20 protein-coding genes are annotated in these 23691 nt (G+C 64.7%); 10 read left to right on the top strand and 10 right to left on the bottom strand.

The window, feature by feature from the left end:
* Positions 1-32 precede the first annotated feature (32 nt).
* Both BX591_RS22645 and BX591_RS22640 read left to right on the top strand, forming a co-directional pair.
* A complete protein-coding gene (locus tag BX591_RS22645; protein ID WP_111933542.1) occupies positions 33-3443 on the top strand; it encodes an alpha/beta fold hydrolase in 3411 nt (1136 codons plus the stop codon).
* 125 nt (positions 3444-3568) lie between these two features.
* Positions 3569-4351: a substrate-binding domain-containing protein gene (locus BX591_RS22640; RefSeq protein WP_111933613.1), complete on the top strand. Its 783-nt coding sequence runs from the start codon at positions 3569-3571 to the stop codon at positions 4349-4351.
* Positions 4352-4472: 121 nt separating this feature from the next.
* On the opposite strand, the gene BX591_RS22635 is transcribed toward BX591_RS22640, so the two are convergent.
* Together BX591_RS22635 and BX591_RS22630 are read right to left on the bottom strand one after the other, a co-directional pair.
* On the bottom strand, positions 4473-5897 hold the full coding sequence (locus tag BX591_RS22635; RefSeq protein ID WP_111933541.1) for an FAD-binding oxidoreductase: 1425 nt from the start codon (positions 5895-5897) through the stop codon (positions 4473-4475).
* A 21-nt stretch (positions 5898-5918) separates the two neighbouring features.
* Positions 5919-6896, bottom strand: coding sequence for an isopenicillin N synthase family dioxygenase (locus tag BX591_RS22630; protein ID WP_111933540.1), 978 nt, complete (start codon positions 6894-6896; stop codon positions 5919-5921).
* Between the two features lie 289 nt (positions 6897-7185).
* On the opposite strand from BX591_RS22630, the gene BX591_RS22625 reads away from it, so the two are divergent.
* The 5 genes from BX591_RS22625 to hutC (BX591_RS22605) are packed head-to-tail and all read left to right on the top strand — an operon-like array spanning position 7186 to position 10996.
* A complete protein-coding gene (locus BX591_RS22625) occupies positions 7186-8013 on the top strand; it encodes a transporter substrate-binding domain-containing protein (protein WP_111933539.1) in 828 nt (275 codons plus the stop codon).
* Between the two features lie 21 nt (positions 8014-8034).
* Entirely contained in the window at positions 8035-8685 is a 651-nt protein-coding gene (locus BX591_RS22620; RefSeq protein ID WP_111933538.1) for an amino acid ABC transporter permease, read from the top strand.
* 19 nt (positions 8686-8704) lie between these two features.
* Positions 8705-9367, top strand: a complete 663-nt coding sequence (locus BX591_RS22615) for an amino acid ABC transporter permease (protein ID WP_111933537.1) — start codon at positions 8705-8707, stop codon at positions 9365-9367.
* A 19-nt stretch (positions 9368-9386) separates the two neighbouring features.
* A complete protein-coding gene (locus BX591_RS22610; RefSeq protein WP_111933536.1) occupies positions 9387-10256 on the top strand; it encodes an amino acid ABC transporter ATP-binding protein in 870 nt (289 codons plus the stop codon).
* Entirely contained in the window at positions 10253-10996 is a 744-nt protein-coding gene (gene hutC / locus BX591_RS22605; RefSeq protein WP_111933535.1) for a histidine utilization repressor, read from the top strand. Before BX591_RS22610 ends, hutC (BX591_RS22605) begins: the two co-directional genes overlap by 4 nt.
* 47 nt (positions 10997-11043) lie before the next feature.
* Here the strand turns inward: hutC (BX591_RS22605) and hutC (BX591_RS22600) are convergent, their stop codons facing one another.
* From hutC (BX591_RS22600) to BX591_RS22565, 8 genes are all read right to left on the bottom strand, one after another.
* On the bottom strand, positions 11044-11727 hold the full coding sequence (hutC, locus tag BX591_RS22600; protein WP_176343115.1) for a histidine utilization repressor: 684 nt from the start codon (positions 11725-11727) through the stop codon (positions 11044-11046).
* Positions 11728-11968: 241 nt separating this feature from the next.
* Positions 11969-13642 carry an aromatic amino acid ammonia-lyase gene (locus BX591_RS22595; protein ID WP_111933533.1) on the bottom strand — a complete coding sequence of 558 codons (1674 nt, stop codon included), beginning with the start codon at positions 13640-13642 and terminating at the stop codon, positions 11969-11971.
* An 89-nt stretch (positions 13643-13731) separates the two neighbouring features.
* On the bottom strand, positions 13732-14523 hold the full coding sequence (locus BX591_RS22590) for an ABC transporter ATP-binding protein (protein WP_111933612.1): 792 nt from the start codon (positions 14521-14523) through the stop codon (positions 13732-13734).
* 35 nt (positions 14524-14558) lie between these two features.
* Positions 14559-15314 (bottom strand): ABC transporter permease, encoded by a 756-nt coding sequence (locus tag BX591_RS22585; RefSeq protein WP_111933532.1) that lies wholly within the window; start codon positions 15312-15314, stop codon positions 14559-14561.
* Positions 15315-15328: 14 nt separating this feature from the next.
* Positions 15329-16051 (bottom strand): ABC transporter permease, encoded by a 723-nt coding sequence (locus BX591_RS22580; protein WP_105509601.1) that lies wholly within the window; start codon positions 16049-16051, stop codon positions 15329-15331.
* Positions 16052-16140: 89 nt separating this feature from the next.
* The gene (locus BX591_RS22575; protein ID WP_418939854.1) at positions 16141-16965 is read right to left on the bottom strand and encodes a transporter substrate-binding domain-containing protein; all 825 of its coding nucleotides are present in this window, start codon (positions 16963-16965) and stop codon (positions 16141-16143) included.
* 370 nt (positions 16966-17335) lie between these two features.
* On the bottom strand, positions 17336-18016 hold the full coding sequence (locus BX591_RS22570; protein WP_111933530.1) for a methyltransferase family protein: 681 nt from the start codon (positions 18014-18016) through the stop codon (positions 17336-17338).
* A 16-nt stretch (positions 18017-18032) separates the two neighbouring features.
* Complete coding sequence (locus BX591_RS22565) at positions 18033-18869, bottom strand: arylamine N-acetyltransferase family protein (RefSeq protein ID WP_111933529.1); 837 nt, start codon at positions 18867-18869, stop codon at positions 18033-18035.
* 509 nt (positions 18870-19378) lie between these two features.
* Between BX591_RS22565 and BX591_RS22560 the strand changes: the two genes are divergently transcribed.
* The 3 genes from BX591_RS22560 (at position 19379) to BX591_RS22550 (ending at position 23580) form a co-directional block, all read left to right on the top strand.
* Positions 19379-20902, top strand: a complete 1524-nt coding sequence (locus tag BX591_RS22560; RefSeq protein WP_111933528.1) for a carbohydrate porin — start codon at positions 19379-19381, stop codon at positions 20900-20902.
* A gap of 100 nt (positions 20903-21002) precedes the next feature.
* Positions 21003-22154 carry an NHL repeat-containing protein gene (locus BX591_RS22555; RefSeq protein WP_111933527.1) on the top strand — a complete coding sequence of 384 codons (1152 nt, stop codon included), beginning with the start codon at positions 21003-21005 and terminating at the stop codon, positions 22152-22154.
* A 37-nt stretch (positions 22155-22191) separates the two neighbouring features.
* Positions 22192-23580, top strand: a complete 1389-nt coding sequence (locus BX591_RS22550) for a Dyp-type peroxidase (protein ID WP_111933526.1) — start codon at positions 22192-22194, stop codon at positions 23578-23580.
* The last annotated feature ends 111 nt before the right edge of the window (positions 23581-23691 follow it).

Genomic DNA, 23691 nt, shown 5'->3' with positions numbered 1-23691 from the left:
CCCCGCATTCCGTTCCTGACGAGGTGGTCTTGATGAATCGCTTATCGAGCGCCGTAACGGCGATGAAAGCGCATTACGACGTCGTGGTGGTGGGTTCGGGCTACGGCGGCGCGATCGCCGCGAGCCGCATGGCGCGCGCCGGACTCAGCGTCTGCGTGCTGGAACGCGGGCGCGAATTCATGGCGGGCGAGTACCCGCGCACCCCGTTTCAGGGCGCCGAAGAGGTGCAGTACAACACCGCCCTCGCGCACGTCGGCTCGCCGCTCGCGCTGCTTGAAGTTCACGTGAACGACGATGTCAACGCGGTGGTCGGCTGCGGTCTGGGCGGCACCTCGCTGATCAACGCCAACGTCGCGCTCGAAGCCGATCCGCGCTTGTGGGACGATCCGCGCTGGCCGCAAGCGCTGCGCGACGATGCGGCGGGCCGCGAACGCGGCTATGCGCTCGCGCGAGCGATGCTGCAGCCGTCGCCGGTGCCCGACGGTTATCCGGCCTTGCCGAAACTGCAGGCGCTCGAAAAATCGGCTCAGGCGCTCGGCATGGCGGACTGCTTCAGCCGGCCGCCGATCACCGTCACGTTCGAGGATCGCGTGAACGCCGCGGGCGTCGACCAGAAGGCCTGTGTCGGCTGCGGCGATTGCAATTCGGGCTGCAATTACGACGCGAAAAATTCGACGCATATGAACTATCTGCCCGATGCCGTTGCGCACGGCGCGCAGATTTTCACGGGCGCCGCGGTGCATTCGGTGTTGCGCGACGCGGCCACGCGGCAATGGACGGTGCGCTATCAACTGGTAAGTCTCGGCCGCGAAAGCTACGGTGCGCCCGATCTGTTCCTCAGCGCCGATCTCGTCATCGTGTCGGCCGGCACGATCGGTTCGACCGCGCTGCTGTTGCGCTCGCGCGAAGCGGGCTTGAGCGTCTCGGCCATGCTTGGCGAACACTTCACCGGCAACGGCGACGTCCTTTCCTTCGCGTACAACACCGACGACACCATCAACGGCGTCGGCTGGGGCACGCACACGCCGGGGCAAATTCCGCCGGTCGGCCCGACCATTACCGGCCTGATCGATCACCGCGACACCGCGAACGTAAAAGACGGTTTCGTGATCGAGGAAGGCTCGCTCGCCGGACCGGTCGGCGCGGCGCTCGTCGGCCTGCTCGGCGCCGCCGCGCCGCTCGAAGGCGTGGAGGTGGGCGGCGCGCCGAGCGCCGAACGGCAACTCGCGTACGACGCCCGCGTGCTCGAAAGCTTTCTGCGCGGTCCCTATCGCGGCGCGCTGAATCACACGCAAAGCTATCTCGTGATGGCCCACGACGACGAAAGCGGCCAGATCCACGTCGACGACAAAGGCCAGCCGCGCATCGTATGGAAAAACGCCGGCAAGCAGCCGATCTTTGCAACGGTCGAGCACACCCTCGAACAGGCGACGGTGCCGCTCGGCGGCAAATATCTGCGCAATCCGATTTCCACCGACCTTGCGGGCAATCGCACCGTCACCGTGCATCCGCTCGGCGGCTGCGGGATGGGCGAGGACGCGGAGCACGGCGTGGTCGATCACCTGGGCCGCGTGTTCGACGGCGCGGCGGGCACGGCGGTACACGAGGGCCTCTATGTGATGGACGGCGCCGTCATGCCGATGTCGCTCGGCGTCAATCCGTTGCTGACCATTTCCGCGCTGGCCGAGCGCAACTGCGCGCTGCTCGCCGCGTCGCGCGACCGGCAGATCGACTACACGGCCAAAGGTACGGCCGCCACGCCGCCCGCACCAAAGATCGGCTTGCATTTCACGGAGACGATGATCGGCACGTACACGCCCGCGGTTGCGGGCGAAGCCGCTACGAGTCCGATCGAATTCACGCTGACCGTCGAATCCGACGATCTCGCCGACATGCTGGGCAACCCTCAGCATCTGGCTCACACCGCCGGCACGCTGACCTGTCCCGCGCTCTCCGCGCAGCCGCTGACAATCGTCGACGGCACGTTCAATCTGTTCGTGGTCAGCGAGTCCGATGTGGACGAGCGCAACATGAATTACCGCATGACGCTCGCTTCCACCGAAGGCAACACGTACTGTCTGACCGGGCAAAAGATCATCACGCGCACCTCGCCGATCAATCTGTGGGCGCAGACCAACACGCTGTACGCCGAGATTCGCGCGGGCGCGCACACCACCGGCCCGGTGCTCGGCAAAGCCACGCTGATCATCACGCCCGAGAACTTCCTCAAGCAGCAACGCACGCTCGAAGTGACCAATGCGCCCGACCTGAAAACGCGCCTCGAGTGGACGCTGAAGTTCGGCAAGTTTTTTGCGGGCGTGCTGTTCACCGAATACGGCGGCGTGGCTGCGCCGCTGGCATTCTTCGACACCCAGGCCGCGCCGCGTCTGAAGCGGGCCTTGCGCGCGCCCGCGCCGCAAATCATGTACTTCGATACGCCCGACGGCACGACCTTGCGGCTAACCCGCTACTTCGATCCGGCGAATAAAATCTTGCGCCCGTTGCTGCTGATTCACGGCTCGGGCGTGTCCAGCCGGATCTTTTCGACCGACCTGATCGCGACCAACCTCGTCGAATATCTGTGCGCTTGCGGGTATGACGTGTGGCTCGTCGATCTGCGCGTCAGCATCGAGTTGCCGAGCGTGCTGGTGCCGACCAATGTCGACAAGGTCGCACGTGAAGACATTCCGGCCGCCGTCGCCAGAATCCGCGAAGTGAGCGGCGCGCCGCAGATTCAGGTGCTTGGCCACTGCATGGGTGGCCTGGCGTTGAGCATGTCGTTGTTATATGGCCTCGAAGGCGTGCGTTCGGCGGTGATTTCCCAGGTGTCGACGCATCCGGTGCCGGGCACGCTGCAGAAGATCAAGGCCGGCCTGCATATTCCAGGCATCATGCAGCATCTCGGCGTGCGCGATCTGACGGCCTACACGCAGCACCGTTCCTGGCCGAAGAACCTGTTCGACGAAGCGCTCAAATTCTATCCGCTCGATCACGACGAAGGCTGCGGCAACCCGATCTGCCATCGCGCGACGTTCCTCTATGGCTTGCTCTACGAACACGCACAACTTAACGAAACGCTGCATGAAAATCTGCAGGAACTGTTCGGCATTCACGACATGGAGGTGTTCACGCATCTCGCCGCGATGGTCCGGGCAGGCCACGTGGTCGACGCCGAAGGCCGCGATGTTTATCTGCGCGGAACGGACGGCATGAAGGGCCTGGCAGGGATGCGTCTGCCAATCGGTTTCATTCACGGCGAGCGCAACGAAACCTATCTGCCCGAAAGTACCCAGCTCACGTTCGACATGCTGACGCGCGCCTTCCCCGAGCAGCCTTACGAACGGCATCTGATTCCCGACTACGGGCATATCGACTGCATTTTCGGCAAGGATGCCGTGGTGGATGTGTACCCGGTGATCGCGAAGTACCTCGACGCGCATTGACAGTGTTCAGCGCGGCACGACGGCGGCTGGTTCAGGTATGGTACGGATGACGGGGCGATGACACGCCTCACCCCGTCATCCTCCCAACACAGCACACTGTCTTTTCAATGCCGATGCCGATGCCGATGAAATCCTTCTTTCTCGCGATGTTCACCGCCGGGCTGCTGGGCGGCACCGTGGCCGCCGCCAACGTCCAGGCGGCCGAGCTCAAGGTCATGAGTTCCGGCGGCTTCACCGCTGCCTACAAGCTGCTCGGTCCCAAGTTCACCGAGTCGACCGGCAATACGCTCGACACGATCCTCGGACCGTCCATGGGTCAGTCGCCCGAAGCCATTCCCAACCGCCTCGCGCGCGGCGAATCCGCCGACGTGGTCATCATGGTCGGCTACGCGCTCGACGATCTGATCAAACAAGGCAAGGTGATACCCGGCTCGCGTGTCGAACTGGCGGACTCGCGGATCGGCATGGCCGTGCGCGACGGCGCGCCCAGGCCGGATATCGGCTCGGTCGACGCGCTCAAAGCCACCTTGCTGCACGCAAAGTCGATTGCCTATTCGGATAGCGCGAGCGGCGTCTATATCGAGCGCGAGCTTTTCAAGCGGCTCGGCATCGAGGACCAGGTGAAGGCCAAGGCGAAGATGATTCCGAAGATCCCGGTCGCCTCGGTCGTCGCCAATGGCGACTATGAAGTGGGCTTCCAGCAGGTCAGCGAATTGCTGCCCGTGGCGGGCGCCACGTTCGTCGGCAAGATTCCGGAATCGGTGCAATCCGTCACGCGCTATGCCGCGGGTATTCCCGTCGGCGCGCCGCATCCGCAGGAAGCGAAAGCGCTGCTCGAGTATCTCGCGTCGCCGGATGCGCAGGCGGCGGTCCGATCGACCGGCATGGATTCGGTGCCCGCGCACTGAAGCCCTACTTGCCGCCATGGTGGGCCGAGGGTGTGCATCGCATCCGCGAATTGCATCCGCGAATTGCACCTGCGCATGTCGCCCTCACTCACTCGACTCGCGGCGCCCGCACCCCACCCCATCAAAACAGCTTGCCCGGATTCAGAATCCCGTGCGGGTCCAGCGCCTGTTTGATCGCGGCCATCGCCGCCATCTCCGCCGGCGAGCGCGAGATCGGCAAGAACTCGCGCTTGAGCAAACCGATCCCGTGTTCCGCCGACACCGAGCCATGCAGCGGCCCAAGCATCTCGTAGACAAACGCGTACACCGCGTGATGCGTGACGCCCGGAATCGAATGACCGTCCACGGTCACATGCAGATTCGAATCGCCGATATGCCCGAAGAAATACGCTTCGTTGCCCGGCCAGCGTTGATCCAGCGCGGCGCGACAACGGTCGACGAATGCGCCGATCCCGCTGATCGGCAGACTCACGTCGAAGTTGATGGCGTCGAGCCGCACCGGAAACTCCGCCGTGCATTCGCGGATCGCCCATAACGCGCGTGCATCCGCCACGGATTGCGCGATCACCGCGTCGCGGATCGCGCCGGCGTCGAGCGCTTCGCTCAACACGGCGGCAAAACGCTCGCCGTCGTCGCCGACATCGAAACTCGCATGTTCGATCAGTGCATACAGCGGATGCGACGCGGCGAACGGCGAGCGCGTACCCGTCAGCTTCACGCCGAAGTCGTAGAAATCCGGCCACATGATTTCGAATGCGCCGATGTCGTTGCCGAAACGCGTCGATAGACGGCGCAGCAGACTTACCGCCGCGTCGTAGCCGTCGAGCGCGACCAGCGCCGTATGCCGCGCGGCACGCGGCGGATGCAGCCGCAATACCGCGCGCGTGATCACGCCGAGCGTGCCTTCCGAACCGATGAACCAGTGCTTCAGGTCATAGCCCGTGTTGTTCTTGACCATCTTGCCGAGCGACGTCAGTACGTCGCCGTTGGCGAGCACGACCTCCAGTCCGAGCACCTGATCACGCGCGGTGCCCGACTGGATCACGCGATTGCCGCCCGCGTTGGTCGCGAGATTGCCGCCGATCTGGCACGAGCCGCGCGCGCCGAGATCGAGCGCGAGTTCGAAACCGGCTTGCGCCGCCGCTTCCTGAGCCGTTTGCAACGTGGTGCCGGCACGCACGGTTAGCGTGGCCGACGCGGCGTCGATTTCTTCGACACCGCTCAAGCGCTCCAGCGACAACGCAATATCCGTGGCGCGTGCAATCGCGCCGCCCGCGAGGCCGGTCATGCCGCCTTGCGGTACCACCGGTTGATGCGCCGCGTGGCAAATGGCCAGCGCGCGCGATACGTCTTCGGTGGTACGCGGCAGCAGCAACGCTGCCGGGCGCGTCGGGTCGTGGCGCGTCCAGTCGGTCATCGCGCGTTCGCCGATCTGCTCGCCCACGCGGACCGCGTCGTCGCCTAGCGCGGTACGCAGCGCGTCGAGCGTCGACGCCAGCAGCGCCGTGTCGTGCGCTGTGTCGTTTATCTTGCCGTGATCTGTCATGCAGGAGTTCCTTGCGCGCCTTCAGCTTTGCGCGGCTTCCGCGCGTTTCTTTCGATAGCCCATCGAATCGTTGATGCGCCCGAGAATATAGTCGCCCGCGGCGACCGGCTGATATCCGACCTCGGCTTCGCTAGCGCCGAGATCGCGCGGATCGACGCTCGCGCCGTAAGTCGGATCATAGAACGTCGCGATCGAATAGCGCTCGCGACCCGACGCGTTGATCACGCGATGCAAGGTGGAGCGGAAGCGGTCGTTGGTCCAGCGCGCCAGCAGATCGCCCACATTCACCACGAAACTGCCCTCGACCGGCGGCGCGTCGACCCACGTATCGTTGGCGATTTCGCGCACCTGCAGGCCGCCCACCTGATCCTGCCACAGCAACGTGATGCAGCCGTAGTCGGTATGCGGCGCGACGCCGAACTGATCGGCGTCCGATTGCGGAGGCTGCGGCGGATAGTAGACCATCTGCGTGCGCTGCATCCGTTTCGTATAACGCGGCGCGAAGAAATGCTCGTCGACGCCGAGACTCACGGCGACCGCACGCAGCAGATCCGCGCCGCACGCCGCGACCGACTCGTAGTAGCCGTACAGCGCGGGCCGCAATGCGGGCATGAACTCCGGCCAGTTGTTCGGGCCACGCAGCGCCTGGCCGGCGAGCACGTCGGGATCGTCCTCGGGCAGTTCGAGGCCGATGCTGAAAAACTCCTTGTAGTCGGGACGTTTGGCCTGGTACATGGTCGCATCGCCCAGCGCATTGAATCCGCGATGCCGGTGATTGACCGCCACGCGCCGTTTGGTCTCCACGGGGAACGCGAAGAACTCGCGCGCCGCCTGTTCAGCGGCATCGATCGACGTTTGCGGCACGCCGTGATTGACGATGTAAAAGAAGCCGATCGTCGTGCACGCCTCGTGAATTTCACCCGCCACGCGCTGCAAGGCCTGCGGGTCGCCCGCGCGTACGCCGGCGAGATCGATGATCGGAATGCGGGTCACAGGCATCGCGTGGCTCCCTGAAAGGCCGTTGCAATCTACCGACGAAAATACGGACGAAAAAGCGCCGCGCGCTTCGTGCATGTGCAGTTGTATATACCGCCAAAAGCACCCCCGCAAGTCGCATTTCAATGCGCTGGATTAGGGCTTTTCTCTAGTCGCCGGTTTATTTTTTTCGCGGCAAAAACGCGGTATATACTGCCTCGCATGACTCGCGCCGGGCTCGAACCGCTCATCGCTCATCGTTTCTTACGCCCAGCCGTTGCGCGCGACACCGCTTTGCCCACCGGAGAATCCCATGCGTATCCTTGCAGGCTGGAAGTGTCGTTTGTTGATGTTGGCGTTGTGCGCGGCAAGCGTCACCGCGCACGCGGAAGATCAGCTCGCCAAAGTGAAGAAAGCCGGCGAGCTGGTGGTCGGCACCGAGATGCAGTTCGCGCCGTTCGACTTCCTCGAAAACGGTCAGCAAGCCGGCTTCAACAAAGATCTGTTCGCCGAGGTCGGCAAGGAAATGGGCGTGAAGGTGCGCTTTATCGACCTGCCGTGGCCGAGCGTGCTGCCCGGCCTGGAGGCGGGCAAATTCGACATGGTGGGCGGGCCATTGACGGTCACCAAGGCGCGCATGGAGCGCTACACGTACACGCTGCCTATCGCGGACGCCACCGACGCGCTGCTCAAACGCGCGAACGACACCTCGCTCAAACAATCGTCGGATATCGCCGGCAAAACGGTCGGTGCGGGCAAGGGCTCGGCGCAGCTCGACCAGTTGAAGACCTACGTCGCGACGCTGCCGAAACCGCCTGAGATCCGCGAATACGTCGACAACAACCAGGCTTACGCCGACCTCGCCGCCGGCCGGATCGCGGCGGTCGCGAACTCCATGACCAACATTGCATACGTGGCCAAGCAGCGTCCGGAAACGTTCGCCGTGGTGCAGCCGCCGTTCGGCGCGAAGGTGTACTTCGCCTACTGCCTGCGTAAAGACGCGGACAGCAAGCCGCTCGCCGACGCGTTCAACGCCGCGCTAATCAAACTGCACAACGACGGCCGCCTCGCGACCTTGCAGAAGAAATGGTTCGGCGTGGCGATGGATGCGCCGACCACGATGCCCATGCCGAACTATTGATCGCGTGAGAGCGCGACGCTTATGTTCAGCACGACCGTCTTCGTTCAGGGCTTGCCGCTGCTGTTGCACGCGGCGCTCGCCACCATCGGCATTTCGCTGACGGGGCTCCTGATCGGCTTCTTCGTCGCGATCGGCGTGTGCGCGGCGCGGCTCTCGCCGAAACGCGCCGCCCGTTCATTCGGCGGCGCCTACGTGTTCTTCTTTCGCGGCGTGCCGATGCTGGTGCAACTGCTGCTGGTGTACTACCTGCTGCCGTTCGCGGGCATCAACGTGTCGCCCATCGTCGCCGCGATCAGCGCCGTGTCGCTGTGCTCCGCATCGTATATCGCCGAAATATTGCGCGGCGGTTTTCTCAGCATTCCGCCCGGCCATCTCGAAGCCGCGCGCATGCTCGGACTCTCGCCGTTCGACATGCTGCGGCGCATTCTCGTGCCGCAAGCCATTCGCTTGACGCTGCCTTCGCTCGTCAACGAAATGGTGCTGCTGATCAAGGCTTCGTCGTTGATCTCCGTGGTGGGTGTCGCCGAATTGACGCGCACCGCGCAGAACATCGCCGCCAGCACCTATCGGCCGCTCGAAGCGTATCTGGCTGCCGGGCTGATCTACTTCGTGATCTGCGGCGCGCTCGCGCTCGTCGCGCATGCCGCCGAATACCGGCTGCAGCACGCCTGACCGACACCGGACCCACGTCATGCAACAGTTCGATCCGACCGTCCTCACGCACAACCTTCAGCCGATCGCCGCGGGCTTCGCGACGACGCTCGGCACGTGGATCGCGGGCGTCGTGCTCGGCCTCCTGATCGGCTTTCTGATCGCCGTGCTGCAACTCTTTTGCGGCCGCTGGGTGCGCGGCGTTTTGCGCTTCTATATCGAGCTGTTTCGCGGCACGCCGTTTCTGGTGCAACTATTCCTGCTGTACTACGGTGGCCCGTCGTTCGGCCTCACGCTCGAACCGATGACAGCCGGCGTACTGGGCCTCGGCCTCTACGGCAGCGCCTATTTCGCCGAGGCGTTCCGCTCCGGCTTTCAATCGGTGCCGCCGGGCCATCTCGAAGCGGCGTCGTGTCTCGGGCTCACGCGCTGGCAAGCGGTGTTGCGCATTCAGGTGCCGCAAATGCTGGTGCTGATCGTGCCCGCGCTGACCAATCTGATCATCGTGCTGAGCAAGGAGACGGCGGTGTTGTCCATCGTCACCGTGCCCGAGCTTACCTTCGTGCTGACCGGCATCGGCTCGGCCACCTTCGCTTTCGTCGAAACCTTGCTGGCGCTGTGCGTGTGCTATCTCGCGCTGGTCGAGCTGACCTCGCGCGCGGGCATGTGGGCCGAGACCCGCCTCGCACGTTTCATGGCATGACTGCAATCCGGACTCCCTGATGAACGCTATCGCCGACATGCCCTCTTCCGCGTCCACCGTCACCACGGCCACTAGCGCAGCCGCACCGCTGGTCGAAGTGCGCGATCTGCGCAAACGCTTCGGCGACGTCGAGGTGCTGCGCGGCGTCGATCTGGAAATCGCGCGCTCCGAAGTGGTGTGCATCATCGGCCCGTCGGGTTCGGGCAAGAGCACGCTGCTGCGCTGCCTCGCCGCGCTCGAGACTTACGATCAGGGCGAGGTGCGCATAGAAGGCGAATTACTCGGCTATAGCGAGCGCAACGGCAAACGCGTACGGGCAACGCAAGGCGAGATCAACCGCGTGCGGCGCAACGTCGGCATGGTGTTCCAGCAATTCAATCTGTGGCCGCACATGACGGCGCTCGGCAACGTGATGGAAGCGCTGCTGCGGGTGCGCCAGCTCTCGCGCGACGAAGCGCGCCGCCGCGCCAATGCGATGCTCGAGACGGTCGGTCTCGCGCATAAGGGCGACGCCTACCCGGCAAAGCTCTCGGGCGGTCAGCAGCAACGCGTGGCGATTGCACGAGCGCTGGCCATGGAGCCGCACATCATGCTGTTCGACGAACCGACCTCGGCGCTCGATCCGGAACTGGTCGGCGAAGTGCTACAGGTGATGAAGCAACTCGCGCGCGACGGCATGACGATGGCCGTGGTGACGCACGAAATGGGCTTCGCCGCGCAGGTCGCCGACAAGGTCATGTTTATCGATCAAGGCAAGATCGCCGTGCAGGGCGCGCCGCGCGAGGTCTTTCACGACGCGGGCCAGCCGCGCTTGCGGCAGTTCCTGCAAAACTATTTCGACCGCAACGCGTTCTGGGCGCGCGGCCCCGACGACGCGCCGACGCCATGAACACGCGCGCCGCCGCGGCGCCGGCCGCGCGCTACGAACAGGTCAAGCACCACATTCGCCGCATCATCGAATCGGGTGAGCGCCAGGCGGGCGACCGCCTGCCCTCCGAACTGGATCTGGTCGCCACGCTCGGCGTGTCGCGCATGACGGTGAATCGCGCGCTGCGCGAACTCGCCGACGAAGGGCTAGTCACACGCGTCTCCGGCGTCGGCACCTTCGTCGCGCAAACCAAGCCGCAATCCACGCTGCTGATGATCGCCCATATCGGCGACGAAATCCGTTCGCGCGGCCACGAATACCGCTACGACACGGTGCTGTCGCAACGCGAAACGGCTTCCGTCATGGTGTCGAATGCGCTCGGCCTCGCGCCTGGCGCGTCGGTGTTTCATGTGATCTGCGTACACCGCGAGAACGGCTTGCCGGTGCAACTCGAAGATCGCTATGTGAATCCCGCGACCGCGCCGGCATTCCTGCAGCAGGACTTTTCAACGGTCAGGCCGTCCGAGTATCTGTATGCCGTCGTGCCGGCGCACGACGTCGAGCACGTTGTCGACGCGGGTCTGCCGACGCGCGCCGAAGCCGACCTGCTCGAAATCCGCGCCGAGGAGCCCTGTCTTACGCTAATGCGCCGCACGTGGACGAGCGGCGTGGCGGTGACGTTCGCGCGCTTCGTGCATCCGGGTTCGCGCTACCGGCTGGGTTGCCGGTTTTCGCCGGATCTGTCGCAGCGCCAGGGCTGACGCCCAAGGTGCAAAAATACCCAGGGCACTGAAGCGCTCAAGGCGCGCTAAACATTCCCCGCCAGATGAAAACGCGACGCCGGGTGCCACAACTGCACCGAGGTCGCGACATCGTCACCCACCCACGTACGGCGCCATAGCTGCAAACACGGCTCGCCGATATCCATCATCAGATGACGGCGCACGTACGCGTCGGGCTTCTGCGCATAGATGCGGAATTCCGCGCGCTGGATCGGCGCGAGCCGCACCATGTAGTGGTTCGGCGTTTCGACCGTGAAGTCCTGCTGCAGGTACTCGGGGAACACCTTCGGGTTGACGTAGCGGTCCTCGTACTGGATCGGCTCGCCCTCCTCGCTGTGCACGATGCACGAGTGAAATGCCAGGCCGCCGGCGAGACCGAGCGCTTCGAGCGCCTGCGGGTCGTCGCTCGGATCGAGGGTCAGCACGCGCGCCGAATGGCGATGCCCGCGCGCGGCGATTTCGTCGGCGATATTGCGGATCTCCAGCACGGTCGACTCGTAGCGCTGCGGCGCGACGAAGGTGCCGGAGCCTTGCACGCGCGTCAGCACGCGCTCGGTGGTCAGTTCGCGCAACGCGCGCGAGACCGTCATGCGCGCCACGCCGAACTCCTTGACGAGTTCCGTTTCGGACGGAATCAGGCCGCCCGGTTTCCAGTCGCCTTCGCTGATGCGCCGGATTACGTAGCGCTTGATCTGTTCATACGCGGGCATGGCCTTCGCCGGCGTCTCCTGACAGCGTTCCTGCGTCTCTGCGGGTTGCGCGTTTATCGTTGTGTTCACTGCGACCTCGTGGGTGGTACGCGGGTTGTACAGGGTGTTGCGCCCCAAGGCAACGCCCCCGGAATGCGCCCCGTAGGAAGTCCCTCGTGGAGGACGCCCCGCAGGAAGTGCCCATGGGGCACACCTTGGCCGGTGCACGGGCGGGTAAGCCCACGCACCGCCGTTGTCTCCATCAAGCCGTCTGCGTCGCGCCGTGCCCGTCGTTGAGCGACACAAGCGCGACGTTGGCAACATTCGCGACATCGGCGGCGCGCAGTTTGCCCGCCGCCGCCAGATTCGTGACGGTTGCAGGCGCAACCAGATCCGCGCCCTGCGCCGACGTGACCGGCCGAGGCCCAATGTTACCCGGGTTCGGCAGCGGTGGCGGCGTCTGATCGGCGATCATGCGAAACGCCACGCTCATATCGTGCGCGAGCGGCCGGTCGTCGCGATAGGTCGGCACGACGCGCCGCACGCGTTGCCACAGCGCCTCGGTGTGCGGCGCGCGCGGCGCCTCGATGCTTTGCAGGTCGTACGCCTGCGCGGCCGCCAGCAATTCGATCGCGACGATGCGCCCGGCGTTGTCGACGATTTCCAGCGCCTTCAGCGCGGCCGGCGTGGCATGGCAGAGGTGATCTTCCTGCAGGCCGGAGGTGATGCCGCCGTCGAGACTCGCCGGCAGCGCCAGACGCCGGTTCTGCGCGACCAGCGACGCCGCCGTGTACTGCGCGATCATGAAGCCGGAACAGGAGCCGCCCGGCTGCGCGAGAAACGCCGGCAAGCCGCTGACCAGCGGATTGACGAGGCGGTCGAGACGGCGCTCGGCCATGGCCGCGACTTGCGCGATCGCGGTGGCAAGGCTGTCCATGGCCAGCGCGATCGAGGCGCCGACGGCATGCGCCTGCGAATAGACGCGCGGCGCCTCCGGCGTACCGGCGACGATCGGGTTATCGGTAATCGATGCAAGCTCGCGATTGACCACGTCGGCAGTCGCGGCGAGCACGTCGCGCGCGGCGCCGTGCACGTGCGGAATGGTCCGCATGCTCAACGGATCCTGGGTGCGCTGGCCGACCACCGCCGCCAGAATGCCGCTGTCGGCGAGCGCGGTGCGCATCCGTTCGCCCACCTGGTTCAAGCCCGGCGAAATGCGCAAGGCGAGCGAATCTTCGTCGAACGCGGCCAGTTGGCCGCGCAGATTCTCGAAGCTCATCGCGGCGACCATATCGGTCCAGTCGAGCAGACGTGCCGCGCGCGCCAGCGCCAACGCCGCCAGACCGGCGACGCACGGCGTACCGTTGACGAGACTCAAGCCCTCTTTCGCTTCGAGGACCAGCGGTTCGAGCCCGAGCCGCTGCAGCGCGTCGCGTCCCGTGAGCCGTTCGCCGCGATAGCTCACGTGCCCTTCGCCAATGCAGACCAGCGCGATATGCGCCATATGGCTCAGATAACCGACCGAGCCGAACGCCGGCACCTCCGGCAAACAATCGGCATTGAGCAGGGCCACCAGTCGATCCGCCACGTCGAGGCGAATGCCGGAGTGCCCATGCGCGTAATTGTTGACGGCCGCGGCCATGATCGCGCGCGTCTCGGCAACACCGAGCGGCGCGCCGACGCCGACCGCGTGGCTCATCAGAATGTTGCGCGACAGGCTGCGCTGTTCGGCCGGCGAGACGATCACGTCGCACAGCGCGCCGACGCCAGTATTCACGCCATACGCGCGAATGCCGCGCTCGACGATCTGCTCGACGAGCACACGCGCCGCCGCGATGCGCGCGCGGGCGCCGGTGGAAAGTTCGAGCGGTTCGCCGGCGGCGACAGCCGCCACCTGAGCCCAGTCGAGAGGACGATCGGAACGGATCACGGCCATGGTAGTGCTCTGCTCAGTGGTTAGCCCGGCGACACGGCCGGGCGAGTACGGCATGCTCACGCAACCGGGCGAGCGCCCGGCAATGCGGCTCAATGCGTGGTGCGGTCCTGGTGGCTCGACACGAATTGCCGGAAGCGCTCCGACTTGCAGTCGACGAACACTTCGTCCGGCGTACCGTCGGCTTCCACCTGGCCTTGATGCAGAAACATCACGCGATCCGACACGTGGCGCGCGAAACCCATTTCATGCGTGACGACCAGCATGGTGCGGCCTTCTTCGGCGAGCGAACGCATCACGCGCAACACTTCGCCGACCAGTTCAGGATCGAGCGCCGACGTCGGCTCGTCGAACAGCATCACTTTCGGATGCATGGCCAACGCGCGCGCAATCGCCACGCGCTGCTGCTGACCGCCCGACAGATGCGCCGGATAGTGGCCGCGTTTTTCCGCTAGGCCGACTTTCGCGAGCAACGCTTCGGCCTCCTCGACCGATTCGGCGCGGCTGCGCTTCTGCACGCGCATCGGCCCTTCGATCAGATTCTCCAGCACGGTCATATGCGACCAGAGATTGAAGTTCTGAAACACCATGCCGAGTTGTGAACGCACGCGGTCCACCTGGCGGCGGTCGCTCGGTTGCAGCTTGCCGTCGCCGCGGCGCTTCATTTTCAACTCTTCGCCGCCCAGCGCGACCGAGCCGTCGTCGGGCGTTTCGAGCAGGTTCAGGCAGCGCAGAAAGGTGCTCTTGCCCGAGCCGCTGGCGCCGAGAATCGAGATCACGTCGCCCTGATGCGCATCGAGCGAAATGCCTTTGAGCACGTGGTGCTCGCCGAACGACTTATGAATGTTCTTGACCGACAGTGCGACGGGAGCCGTAGCGTTCATGGAAATCTCCAGATTCATTCGGAATGGCCGGCCGTTCAGGACGCAGCGCGATGGGCTTCGGGATTGGCGGACACCGCGCGGTTCGATGCGGCCTGCGCAGGCGCGGCGCGCAGATGGCGCGACAGCCGCGTCTCCAGCATGCCGAGCAGGCGCACGATGACGAAGTTCAGGAACAGATAGATCAGCGCGGCGCAGATGAATACTTCGCTCGTGCGATAGGTTTGCTGAATGATCTGCTGGGCGACGCCGGTCAATTCCCACACGGTCACGAGACTCGCGAGCGCGGTCGATTTGACGAGCAACACGGCTTCGGTCGAATACGCGGGCAGGCACTGACGCAACGCGATCGGCCCGATCACGCGGCGCAGCAGCGCAAAACCCGACAGGCCGATCGCATAGCCCGCCTCGATCTGGCCGACCGGCACGGCCATCAAACCGCCGCGAATGATTTCAGCGGTATAGCCGGCGGTACACAAGGCCAGCGATAACACAGCGCACATATACGGCTCGCGCAACACCGGCCACAAAAAGCTCTCGCGGATCACGCCGAACTGGCCCATGCCGTAATACACGAGGAACATCTGGATCAGCAGCGGCGACCCGCGAAACACGAGGATATAAGCGCGCGCGAAACGATTCGGCAGCCAGTGCGGCGACACCCGCATCGTGACGATCACGAGCGACAGCAAGCCGCCCAGGATCAGCGAACAGAAGAACAGCCCGAGCGTGGTCGGCACGGCGGCCAGCAATTGCTTGAGCGTGTCGAACAGGAAGTCGAAATCGAAATGCATGATGACCGTCCTCGTCAGTTGCGCGCGAAGTTGCGCTTGAAGGACCGGCCCACGCGCGCCTCGGCGCGGTTGAAGACCCGGTTCGAGATGCTGGTCATGACCAGGTACAGCGCGCCGCCCACCACGAAGAACGTGAAGTACTGATGCGTGGAGCCCGCCGCCACCTGGCTGGTGCGCAGCAATTCGGCGAGCCCCGTGACGGAGATCAGCGCCGAATCCTTCAGGCTCAGTTGCCAGACGTTGCCGATACCCGGCAGCGCGAAACGCAGCACTTGCGGAATCAGAATGCGCCGCGCCATGGTCAGCGTCGGCATGCCGATCGAGCGCGCGGCTTCGAGTTCGCCGCGCGACACGGCGAGCACCGCGGCGCGGTACACCTCGGCCTGGTACGCGCCGGAGATCATGCCGACCGCGAGCGCACCGATCACGAAGGGCGGCACGCCGACGAAGCCATCCGCGCCGAACCACTGGCCGATGGTCGTCACCAGCGTCGAGCCGCCGAAATAGAACAGATAGATCACGAGCAGTTCGGGCACGCCGCGAAACACCGTGGTGTAGATGTCGCCGATCACGCGCAACGTGCGAAACCGCGACAGCTTGGCCGCCGCGATCAGGCCGCCGAATACCGCGCCGACCGCAAGCGCGGCGAGCGTCAACGCGACCGTCATCAAGGCCGCGAGCAAGATCACGCCGCCCCAGCCATCCGGCCCGAAGCCGAGCATCTGTATCAGTGCCATTCCCTACCCCTCATCCATGACATCGGATCGAATCCGTGGACGCGCGCGGCGCGTGGGTCGCACACGCCGCGCGCGCCCGGCCCAGCGAATCAAGGCGTGACGTCGGTCTTGAACCACTTGGCGGACAGCTTCTTGACGGTGCCGTCGGCGAGCGCCGCGCCGATCGCGGTGTCGAACTTCGCCTTCAGATCGGCGTCCTGCTTGCGGAACGCGAGGCCTTCGCCCGGCCCCCAGATCGGGCCGCCGATCTTCGGACCGGCCATCACGATCGACGCGGTTTCTTTCTTGTCGATGTTGGCGGCGTAGTACGTCACGTCGTCGAACGAAGCGTCGATGCGGCCGTTGGCCAGATCCAGATCGCGCTCGGGCGAGGTCTTGTAGACGCGAATGGTGGCGACGTCTTTAAAGCCGTCGTTGATGAACTTGGTGTAGACCGTGCCCGACTGGATGCCGATGGTCTTACCCTTCAGCTGCTTGCGCAGTGCGTCGACGGTCGGCTGGTCGGCTTTCGGATCGCCCGACAGCTTGACCACGCCCGCGCCCGGCGCCGCCTTGGGCAGCACCTTCGCGTCGGCCACCGCGAAGGTGGCCGGCGTGGCGGCGTACGGCCGCGAGAAGGCGATGATCTTTTCACGCTCCGGCGTGATCGAAATCGCGTCCATCAGCACGTCGAACTTGCCCGCCTGCAGACCGGGAATCATGCCGTCCCAGTCTTGCGCCACGAGGTTGCACTGCAGCTTGATGCGCTCGCACAGATTCGCGACCAGCTCCGGTTCGAAGCCGCCGAGCTTGCCGCCCGGCAAGGTCAGGTTCCACGGTGCGTAACCGCCTTCCAGCGCGATGGTCACGGTCTTCCAGTCTTTTGCCTGCACCGGTGCCGCGAAAATTGTCGCAGCGCCGAGCACGGCGCCCATCAATGCTTTTGCTAACGTCGTGTGCTTCACTTTCACGTCGAAACTCCTTTGATTGAGGAAACCGTCGAACCGGAAGTTCTCACCACCGCTGAATTTGTATAGACAAGTCTGCATGAGTCAAAAAGCCGTCGCAAGGGGTTCGGCCGGAAAAACCGCCATTCATCGGGTAAGCCCCTATCAACGCATTCTGGCGGGGTTCTGCGGGACGGAACGTGGATTACGGAAGAGTCGTGACGCATCGAATGCACGCGTCGGCGTGGTGCATTTTGTCTAGACAGGTTGGTGCGCGATGAACCAGGGTGGGGATGTAGGAACGCGCGCGAGCCGCGCCTCGCCTCACGCGTTAAGCGACGCGACTCAGGGGCTGCCTTTACCAGATAAGCGGCACGAAGCGATATTTGACGCGGGCGGTGTAGGCGGAATAACCGTCGAGTTCGGCGTTCAGCAAACGCTCTTCGCGCACCGCGCGCCAGCCGATGCCGAGCACCATGACCGGCACGCAGGCGAGTCCCCACCACGAGCCGAGCAGCAAGGGCGTGCCGACGAACAGAAACAGCGCGGCGGCGTACATCGGGTGACGCACGTACGCATACGGACCACTGTCGATCACCTTGTGGCCACGGCTCGCCTGAATCTTCACGACGGGCGCGGCATAGCTGTTGGCGCGAAACACCGCGCGGCACATCACCAGACAGACGACGATGCACAGCGAGCCGAGACTGACGAGCACCAGAGGCACCGGCGGCGACCAATGCAGGCGCACGGCGTCGAGGCCCATCAGCACCAGCCACGCGCACCACGCCAGCGACACGCCAATCATGAACACACGGTCCCAGCGGCTTTGCTGCGCCTGCACGATCGGCGCGAGCCGCTCGGCCAGCAGCCCCGGATCGTGCCGCGCGAGCCACAGCCCGATCCACAGACTCAGCGCGCCCGTTTCGATCAGATACCACCACCCGGCCGGCCACGCGAGCGTGCCGGCCGCGCCGAACAGCAGCACGCCCATGGCGGCGAGCCAGACCGCCGTTTGCAGAACGAGGCGCTTGACCATGCAGGTGGCTGAGTTTCTAAACGTTGTGGACCGGCGTACGCACGCGGTTGAACACCTCGACGAGATCGATGTCGCCGGTATTCAGGCCGAACTGATCGCGCAGGCAGGCCGCGAGTTCGTCCGCGCTGGCGAGTTGCCGTTCGCTGACGATCTCGCCGTCCGCGCCGCGTTCGATTAACTGGTCGTTGCGCAGCGAGAGCCGGGAGTCGTCGAGCACGCGGCAAACAATCAGCGTGGTGGCAAAAATCGATTCCGGCGCCGTCGACGTGTACCAGTTCGAGGTTTCATAGTCGACCCACTCGACCGCGTGCAGATCGAAACGATAGACGCGCGTCCAGCTTTCGTCGCGCGCCTGCACGTCGAGGTAAAGCGCATTGTGCGAGGCATCGGCGAGACGGAACGTGCCAAGCGGCGTGCGCTGCGCGATGCCCGCGGCGAGACGCAACGGCGCGGTCAGCGTGACGCTGCCGAAACCGACGTCGACGATCCACGCCTCGTTCTCCAGGTCGATCCGCAGAACCATATGCGTGCGCGGCGGCGCCTCGTCGGAGTCACGACCCCACAGTACGCGGGCGAGCAGCGGTGTGACCTTGAAGCCCAGTTGCATCAGCACGTTCGCGAACAGCGCGTTCTGCTCGAAGCAATACCCGCCGCGATGATTCGTGACGAGCTTGCGCTCGACCGATTCGAGGTCCAGCTTCACCGCGCGGCGCGTGAACGGGTTCAGGTTCTCGAACGGAATGGCGCGCGGATGCAGCCGGTGCAGCGTTTGCAGTACCTCCAGCGTGGCCGCGCGCGGGCCTTCGTAGCCGATGCGGGTGAAGTAATGGTCCAGATTGACGGCGTATGACATCGGCATGTTCCCGGTTAAGTCTGAAGCGCTGAACGCTGATGGATCTCGTGCCGCCAGGCGGCCTCGGAAAAGATCATAGCGGCTTTCTTTGTCCGTTCGACGCGCAGGGTTTTCGGGTTTTCGTGGTGGTCCGGTAACAGGGTTGGTCAGCGCTGTTGTTAATGCGCCCGCCCACCCCTCCGCTTGACTCATCGCAACGCCATTGCACGCCGGGCTGTGTTATTGGAAACACCTTCTATAAGACCACAACCATACGTTTCAATTACGTTTAAATTCACGTTTCATTACGCGCAAATAGCCGTTAATAGCAGTCCGTAAAGATCAAAGTTACATGTCAGTAATATTGATGCGAATCGTTCTCATTTGTGTTGACGCACCTATTCCGCATGCGTACGATCTCGCCATCTGCTGTGCCCGGCGTCGCGACCCGTCGCAGCAAATCGCAGTCGTGACAGCAACGTCATACCGCGGTGATCAGTTCAGTCGATACAACACCAACAAGGATTTCGATGAAGTTCGCCCAACTCAACGGACCCGCTGCTCAAGCGCGTCCGCTTCGCGATTCCGCCAGGCGTGCCGGCGTCATCAGCCGCTCGCGTCTGCCCGCCATGCGGCGCGTCGCGCTCTTCACCGCGTTTGCCTGGGCTTCGCTGACCGCCGGCGTTGCGATGGCTGAAGCCAATCCCGACGCGACCCCCGAAGCCCCCGAGGCCGACCTGAACATTCAGGCCACCCAGACCAATCAGTGGACGGGTGTGTGGAATCGTCAGCAGTTGCTTGGCGACATCGGCGGTCTGCGTCCGTGGCTCGGCAAATACGGTGTGACCTTGCAGCTCACCGAAACCAGCGAAGTGCTGGCCAACGTGCGCGGCGGTCTCGCGAAAGGCGCGGACTACGACGGCCTGACGACCGCCACCGTGCAGATGGATACGCAGAAGGCCTTCGGTCTGCCGGGCGGTCTGTTCAACGTGAGCGCGCTGCAGATTCACGGCGCCAATCTGAGCGCCAACAAGCTCGGCACGCTGAACACGGCGAGCGGTATCGAAGCGCAGGACACCACCCGTCTGTGGGAGTTGTGGTATCAGCAGTCGTTCCTGAACAAGCGTATCGACGTGAAAGTCGGTCAGCAAAGTATCGACCAGGAATTCATCACCAGCACGAACTCGGCGCTGTTCGTCAACACGATGTTCGGCTGGCCCGCGCTGCCTTCGTACGACATGCCGTCGGGCGGCCCGGCTTATCCGCTCGCCGATCTCGGCGTGCGCGTGCGCGGCCAGATCACGCCTTCGTTGACGGCGCTCGCCGGTGTCTTCGACGGCGACCCGCTCGGCAATAGCCCGAACAACAAGAGCGGCACCAACTTCAACCTGCACAACGGCACGCTGTTCATCGGCGAGTTGCAGTACGCGATCAACCAGCCGGCCGACGGCGAAATGGTCGGCATGGGCGGCGGCGGCTTGCCGGGCACCTACAAGCTCGGTCTCTGGTACAACAACCAGAGCTTCGCCGACCAGCGTTTCGACAACACCGGTCTGTCGCTCGCGAATCCGGCCTCCAGCGGCGTCGCCCAGAATCATCACGGCGACTACAGCTTCTATGCGGTCGCCGACCAGATGATCTGGCGCCCGGACCCGGACGAACCGCGCAGCCTGAACGTGTTTGCCCGCGTGATGGGCGCGCCTGGCGACCGCAATCTGGTCAGCGTGGCCGCGAACGTGGGCGTCGTGCTGAAGGCGCCCTTTGCGGGCCGCGACAACGACAGCGCCGGCATCGCGCTGACGTACATCAAGATCGGCAATCACGCGAACGGTCTCGACCAGGATAACCAGGCGTTCAGCGGCGGCCCGTACGGCGTGCGCACCAGCGAAACCACGCTTGAAGCCACTTATCAGTATCAGGTCAATCCGTGGTGGCAACTGCAGGCGGACGCACAGTACACGTTCAACGCCGGCGCCGGCCAGAACCCGAGCGATCCGACGCAGCCGCTGCGCAACACGTTCGTCATCGGCGTGCGGACCAATATCACGTTCTGATGCCGCGCTCGCCTAACCTACACGCTACCGACCCATCGAATCCCATGCTTTCGATCATGACCGCCATCAACGCTTTGTGCGCCCGCACGGAGATCCAATCATGAACCAACCCACGCGCAAGTTTTCGCCGCGCGCCGCGCGGGCCCTGATCGCCGCCGCTGCCGGCGCCGTCGCGCTGAGCACGGCCGCCAGCGCCTATGCCGAACCGCAAGGTTTCCTGGAAACCATCAAGCACCACACCACGCTGATCAACACCGTGCCGGGCAACGGCGACCAGAACCCGTACGCGGTCGTGGTCGCGCCGGTGAGCGTCGGCACCGTCAAGAAGGGCGACGTACTGGTCGGCAACTTCAACAACTCGACCAATCTGCAAGGCACCGGCAGCACGATCATCAACTACCATCCGGACACTAAGGAAATGACGGTGTTCGCGACGGTGCCGCGCGATCTGAAGGCGTGCCCCGGCGGCATCGGTCTGTCCACCGCGATGACCATGCTGAAGTCCGGCTACGTGATCGTCGGCAGCACGCCGAGCAACGACGGCACCACCGGCACCAAGGGCGCCGGCTGCCTGATCGTGATCGATCCGCAGGGCAAGGTCGCCTCGACCATCACGAGCCCGAACATCAACGACCCGTGGGGCAACATGGCGGTCGTCGACAACGGCTCGAGCGCCACGCTGTTCGTCAGCAACGCCGGCTTCGGCGTGGGCGGCGCGGACGGCAATCCGCCGGTCTTCAAGCAGGCTACCGTGCTGCGTCTGGACCTCGACGTGCCGGCCGACAAACCGCCGGTCGTGAAGAAGGAAACCGTGGTGGGCAGCGGCTTCGGCGCGCAGGCGGACAAGGGCGTGTTCCTCGTTGGGCCGACCGGCCTCGCGCTGTCGGGCGATCAGAAACTGCTGTACGTGTCCGACGCGATCGGCAATCGCGTCACGGAAATCGACGAACCGATGACGCGCGACACCAGCGCCGGCGTGGGCCGCCAACTGACCGCCGACGGCCTGCTGCACCGCCCGCTCGCCATGGTCACGGCGCCCAACGGCCACCTGCTGGTGACCAACGCGCTGAACGGTCAGATCGTCGAGATCGACCCGGTCAGCGGCAAGCAGATTTACGCTCGCTGGATCGACACGGACAAGGCACAATCGCCCCCGGGCAACGGCGACCTGTTCGGTCTCGCGTTGACGCCCGAAGGCGACGGTTTCTACTACGTGCAGGACGACGTGAACACGCTGGTTCTCGCGAAATAAGCAAAACACCCCACAGCGTAATGAAGGTGAAGTAGCCATGGCACACGATCAACCCCCGCGCCCCTCACGGCGCGGATTTTTGAAGGCCGGCGGCGCCGCGGTCGCCGCCGGCGCGAGTCTCGGTGCGGCGCAAGCCGCTCAGGCCGCGCTCGCCAAAACACCGGCGCACAGCGCCGATCCGCACCTGGCCGTCGAGCCGTTTTACGGTTTGCATCAGGGCGGCATCGTCACGGCGCAGCAGAGTCACACGTACGTCGCCGCGCTCGATCTGACGACCGAAAAACGCGCCGACGTGATCGCGCTGCTGCGTGCCTGGACCGAGGCCGCCGCGCGCATGACGCAAGGCAACACAGCCGCTCCGCTGCCGACCGCCGCGACGCCGCAAGCGGCCCAGGCCGAAGGCATGGTCGACAGCACGGCCGCCGCCAAGTCCGGCGCTAAGGACGACGGCAGCGCCTACAGCCCGGTCAACGGGAAAGCCGCGCCCGATTCCGGCGACGTGCTCGGTCTCGGCCCGTGCGGCCTGACCATCACGTTCGGCTTCGGCCCGGGCCTGTTCACGAAAGACGGCAAGGACCGCTACGGCCTCGCCGCGCGCCGCCCCGCCGCGCTCGTCGATCTGCCGCGTTTCAACGGCGATCAGCTGATCGAGCAGAAAACCGGCGGCGACCTGTTCATCCAGGCCTGCGCGAACGACCAGCAGGTCGCGTTTCACGCGGTCCGGCAACTGGCCCGTCTCGCTTACGGCACGGCCGCCATGCGTTGGGGTCAGGCGGGTTTCCTGTCGGGTCCGCGCGGTCAGACGCCGCGCAATCTGATGGGCTTCAAGGACGGCACCAACAATCCGTCCACCGCGAAGCCGCAGTTGATGAACGAGTTCGTCTGGGCCGGCGCCACCGCGGACGCGCCGTGGATGGAAGGCGGCACGTACACCGTCGTGCGACGTATCCGCATCACGCTGGAACACTGGGACAACACCGAGCTGGACTTCCAGGAACAGGTGTTCGGCCGTCACAAGTACAGCGGTGCGCCGATCGGCAAGAAGAGCGAGTTCGACGCGGTCGATCTGAAGGAAGAAGACAAGGACGGCAATCCGGTGATTCCGGAGAACTCGCATGTGCGTCTGTCGAATCAGGCCAGCAACAACGGTGCGCAGATTCTGCGCCGCTCGTATTCGTACAACGACAGCACGGATTTCTACATCGAGCGCTGGCCGCCATGGCGTCAGGAAACCGAGTACGACGCGGGGCTGATTTTCGTCGCTCACCAGAGCGACCCGCGTAAGGGCTTCATTCCGATCAACGACCGGCTCGCGAAGTTCGACATGATGAACCAGTTCACGACCCACGTAGGCAGCGCGGTGTTCGCCGTGCCGCCGGGCGCGAAGCCGGGTTCGTATATCGGCGCGGGGCTGTTCGAGGCGTAATGAAAGCCCGGTAGGATGCCGTGCCGGCCGGCCGCACACGCGGTCCGCCGGCACGGTGAACAGGCAGGCGACGCATCGAAAGATCAACAACAACATCACCAACGGAACACA

Origin of the sequence: Paraburkholderia bryophila (assembly GCF_003269035.1) — a bacterium.
Classification (GTDB): domain Bacteria; phylum Pseudomonadota; class Gammaproteobacteria; order Burkholderiales; family Burkholderiaceae; genus Paraburkholderia; species Paraburkholderia bryophila.
The sequence above is the reverse complement of the archived record's forward strand: the minus strand, read 5'-3'. Positions and strand labels throughout refer to the sequence as shown.

What these genes read in the sequence shown, in the direction of transcription:
- BX591_RS22555 (WP_111933527.1), top strand. Translation starts at nt 21,003, where the DNA reads ATGAACCAACCCACGCGCAAGTTTTCGCCGCGCGCCGCGCGGGCCCTG.
- BX591_RS22630 (WP_111933540.1), bottom strand. Translation starts at nt 6,896, where the DNA reads ATGCCTGTGACCCGCATTCCGATCATCGATCTCGCCGGCGTACGCGCG.
- BX591_RS22550 (WP_111933526.1), top strand. Translation starts at nt 22,192, where the DNA reads ATGGCACACGATCAACCCCCGCGCCCCTCACGGCGCGGATTTTTGAAG.
- hutC (WP_111933535.1), top strand. Translation starts at nt 10,253, where the DNA reads ATGAACACGCGCGCCGCCGCGGCGCCGGCCGCGCGCTACGAACAGGTC.
- BX591_RS22580 (WP_105509601.1), bottom strand. Translation starts at nt 16,051, where the DNA reads ATGGCACTGATACAGATGCTCGGCTTCGGGCCGGATGGCTGGGGCGGC.
- BX591_RS22595 (WP_111933533.1), bottom strand. Translation starts at nt 13,642, where the DNA reads ATGGCCGTGATCCGTTCCGATCGTCCTCTCGACTGGGCTCAGGTGGCG.
- BX591_RS22585 (WP_111933532.1), bottom strand. Translation starts at nt 15,314, where the DNA reads ATGCATTTCGATTTCGACTTCCTGTTCGACACGCTCAAGCAATTGCTG.
- BX591_RS22565 (WP_111933529.1), bottom strand. Translation starts at nt 18,869, where the DNA reads ATGTCATACGCCGTCAATCTGGACCATTACTTCACCCGCATCGGCTAC.
- BX591_RS22590 (WP_111933612.1), bottom strand. Translation starts at nt 14,523, where the DNA reads ATGAACGCTACGGCTCCCGTCGCACTGTCGGTCAAGAACATTCATAAG.
- hutC (WP_176343115.1), bottom strand. Translation starts at nt 11,727, where the DNA reads ATGCCCGCGTATGAACAGATCAAGCGCTACGTAATCCGGCGCATCAGC.
- BX591_RS22625 (WP_111933539.1), top strand. Translation starts at nt 7,186, where the DNA reads ATGCGTATCCTTGCAGGCTGGAAGTGTCGTTTGTTGATGTTGGCGTTG.
- BX591_RS22615 (WP_111933537.1), top strand. Translation starts at nt 8,705, where the DNA reads ATGCAACAGTTCGATCCGACCGTCCTCACGCACAACCTTCAGCCGATC.
- BX591_RS22640 (WP_111933613.1), top strand. Translation starts at nt 3,569, where the DNA reads ATGAAATCCTTCTTTCTCGCGATGTTCACCGCCGGGCTGCTGGGCGGC.
- BX591_RS22570 (WP_111933530.1), bottom strand. Translation starts at nt 18,016, where the DNA reads ATGGTCAAGCGCCTCGTTCTGCAAACGGCGGTCTGGCTCGCCGCCATG.
- BX591_RS22645 (WP_111933542.1), top strand. Translation starts at nt 33, where the DNA reads ATGAATCGCTTATCGAGCGCCGTAACGGCGATGAAAGCGCATTACGAC.
- BX591_RS22610 (WP_111933536.1), top strand. Translation starts at nt 9,387, where the DNA reads ATGAACGCTATCGCCGACATGCCCTCTTCCGCGTCCACCGTCACCACG.
- BX591_RS22620 (WP_111933538.1), top strand. Translation starts at nt 8,035, where the DNA reads ATGTTCAGCACGACCGTCTTCGTTCAGGGCTTGCCGCTGCTGTTGCAC.
- BX591_RS22575 (WP_418939854.1), bottom strand. Translation starts at nt 16,965, where the DNA reads ATGGGCGCCGTGCTCGGCGCTGCGACAATTTTCGCGGCACCGGTGCAG.
- BX591_RS22635 (WP_111933541.1), bottom strand. Translation starts at nt 5,897, where the DNA reads ATGACAGATCACGGCAAGATAAACGACACAGCGCACGACACGGCGCTG.
- BX591_RS22560 (WP_111933528.1), top strand. Translation starts at nt 19,379, where the DNA reads ATGAAGTTCGCCCAACTCAACGGACCCGCTGCTCAAGCGCGTCCGCTT.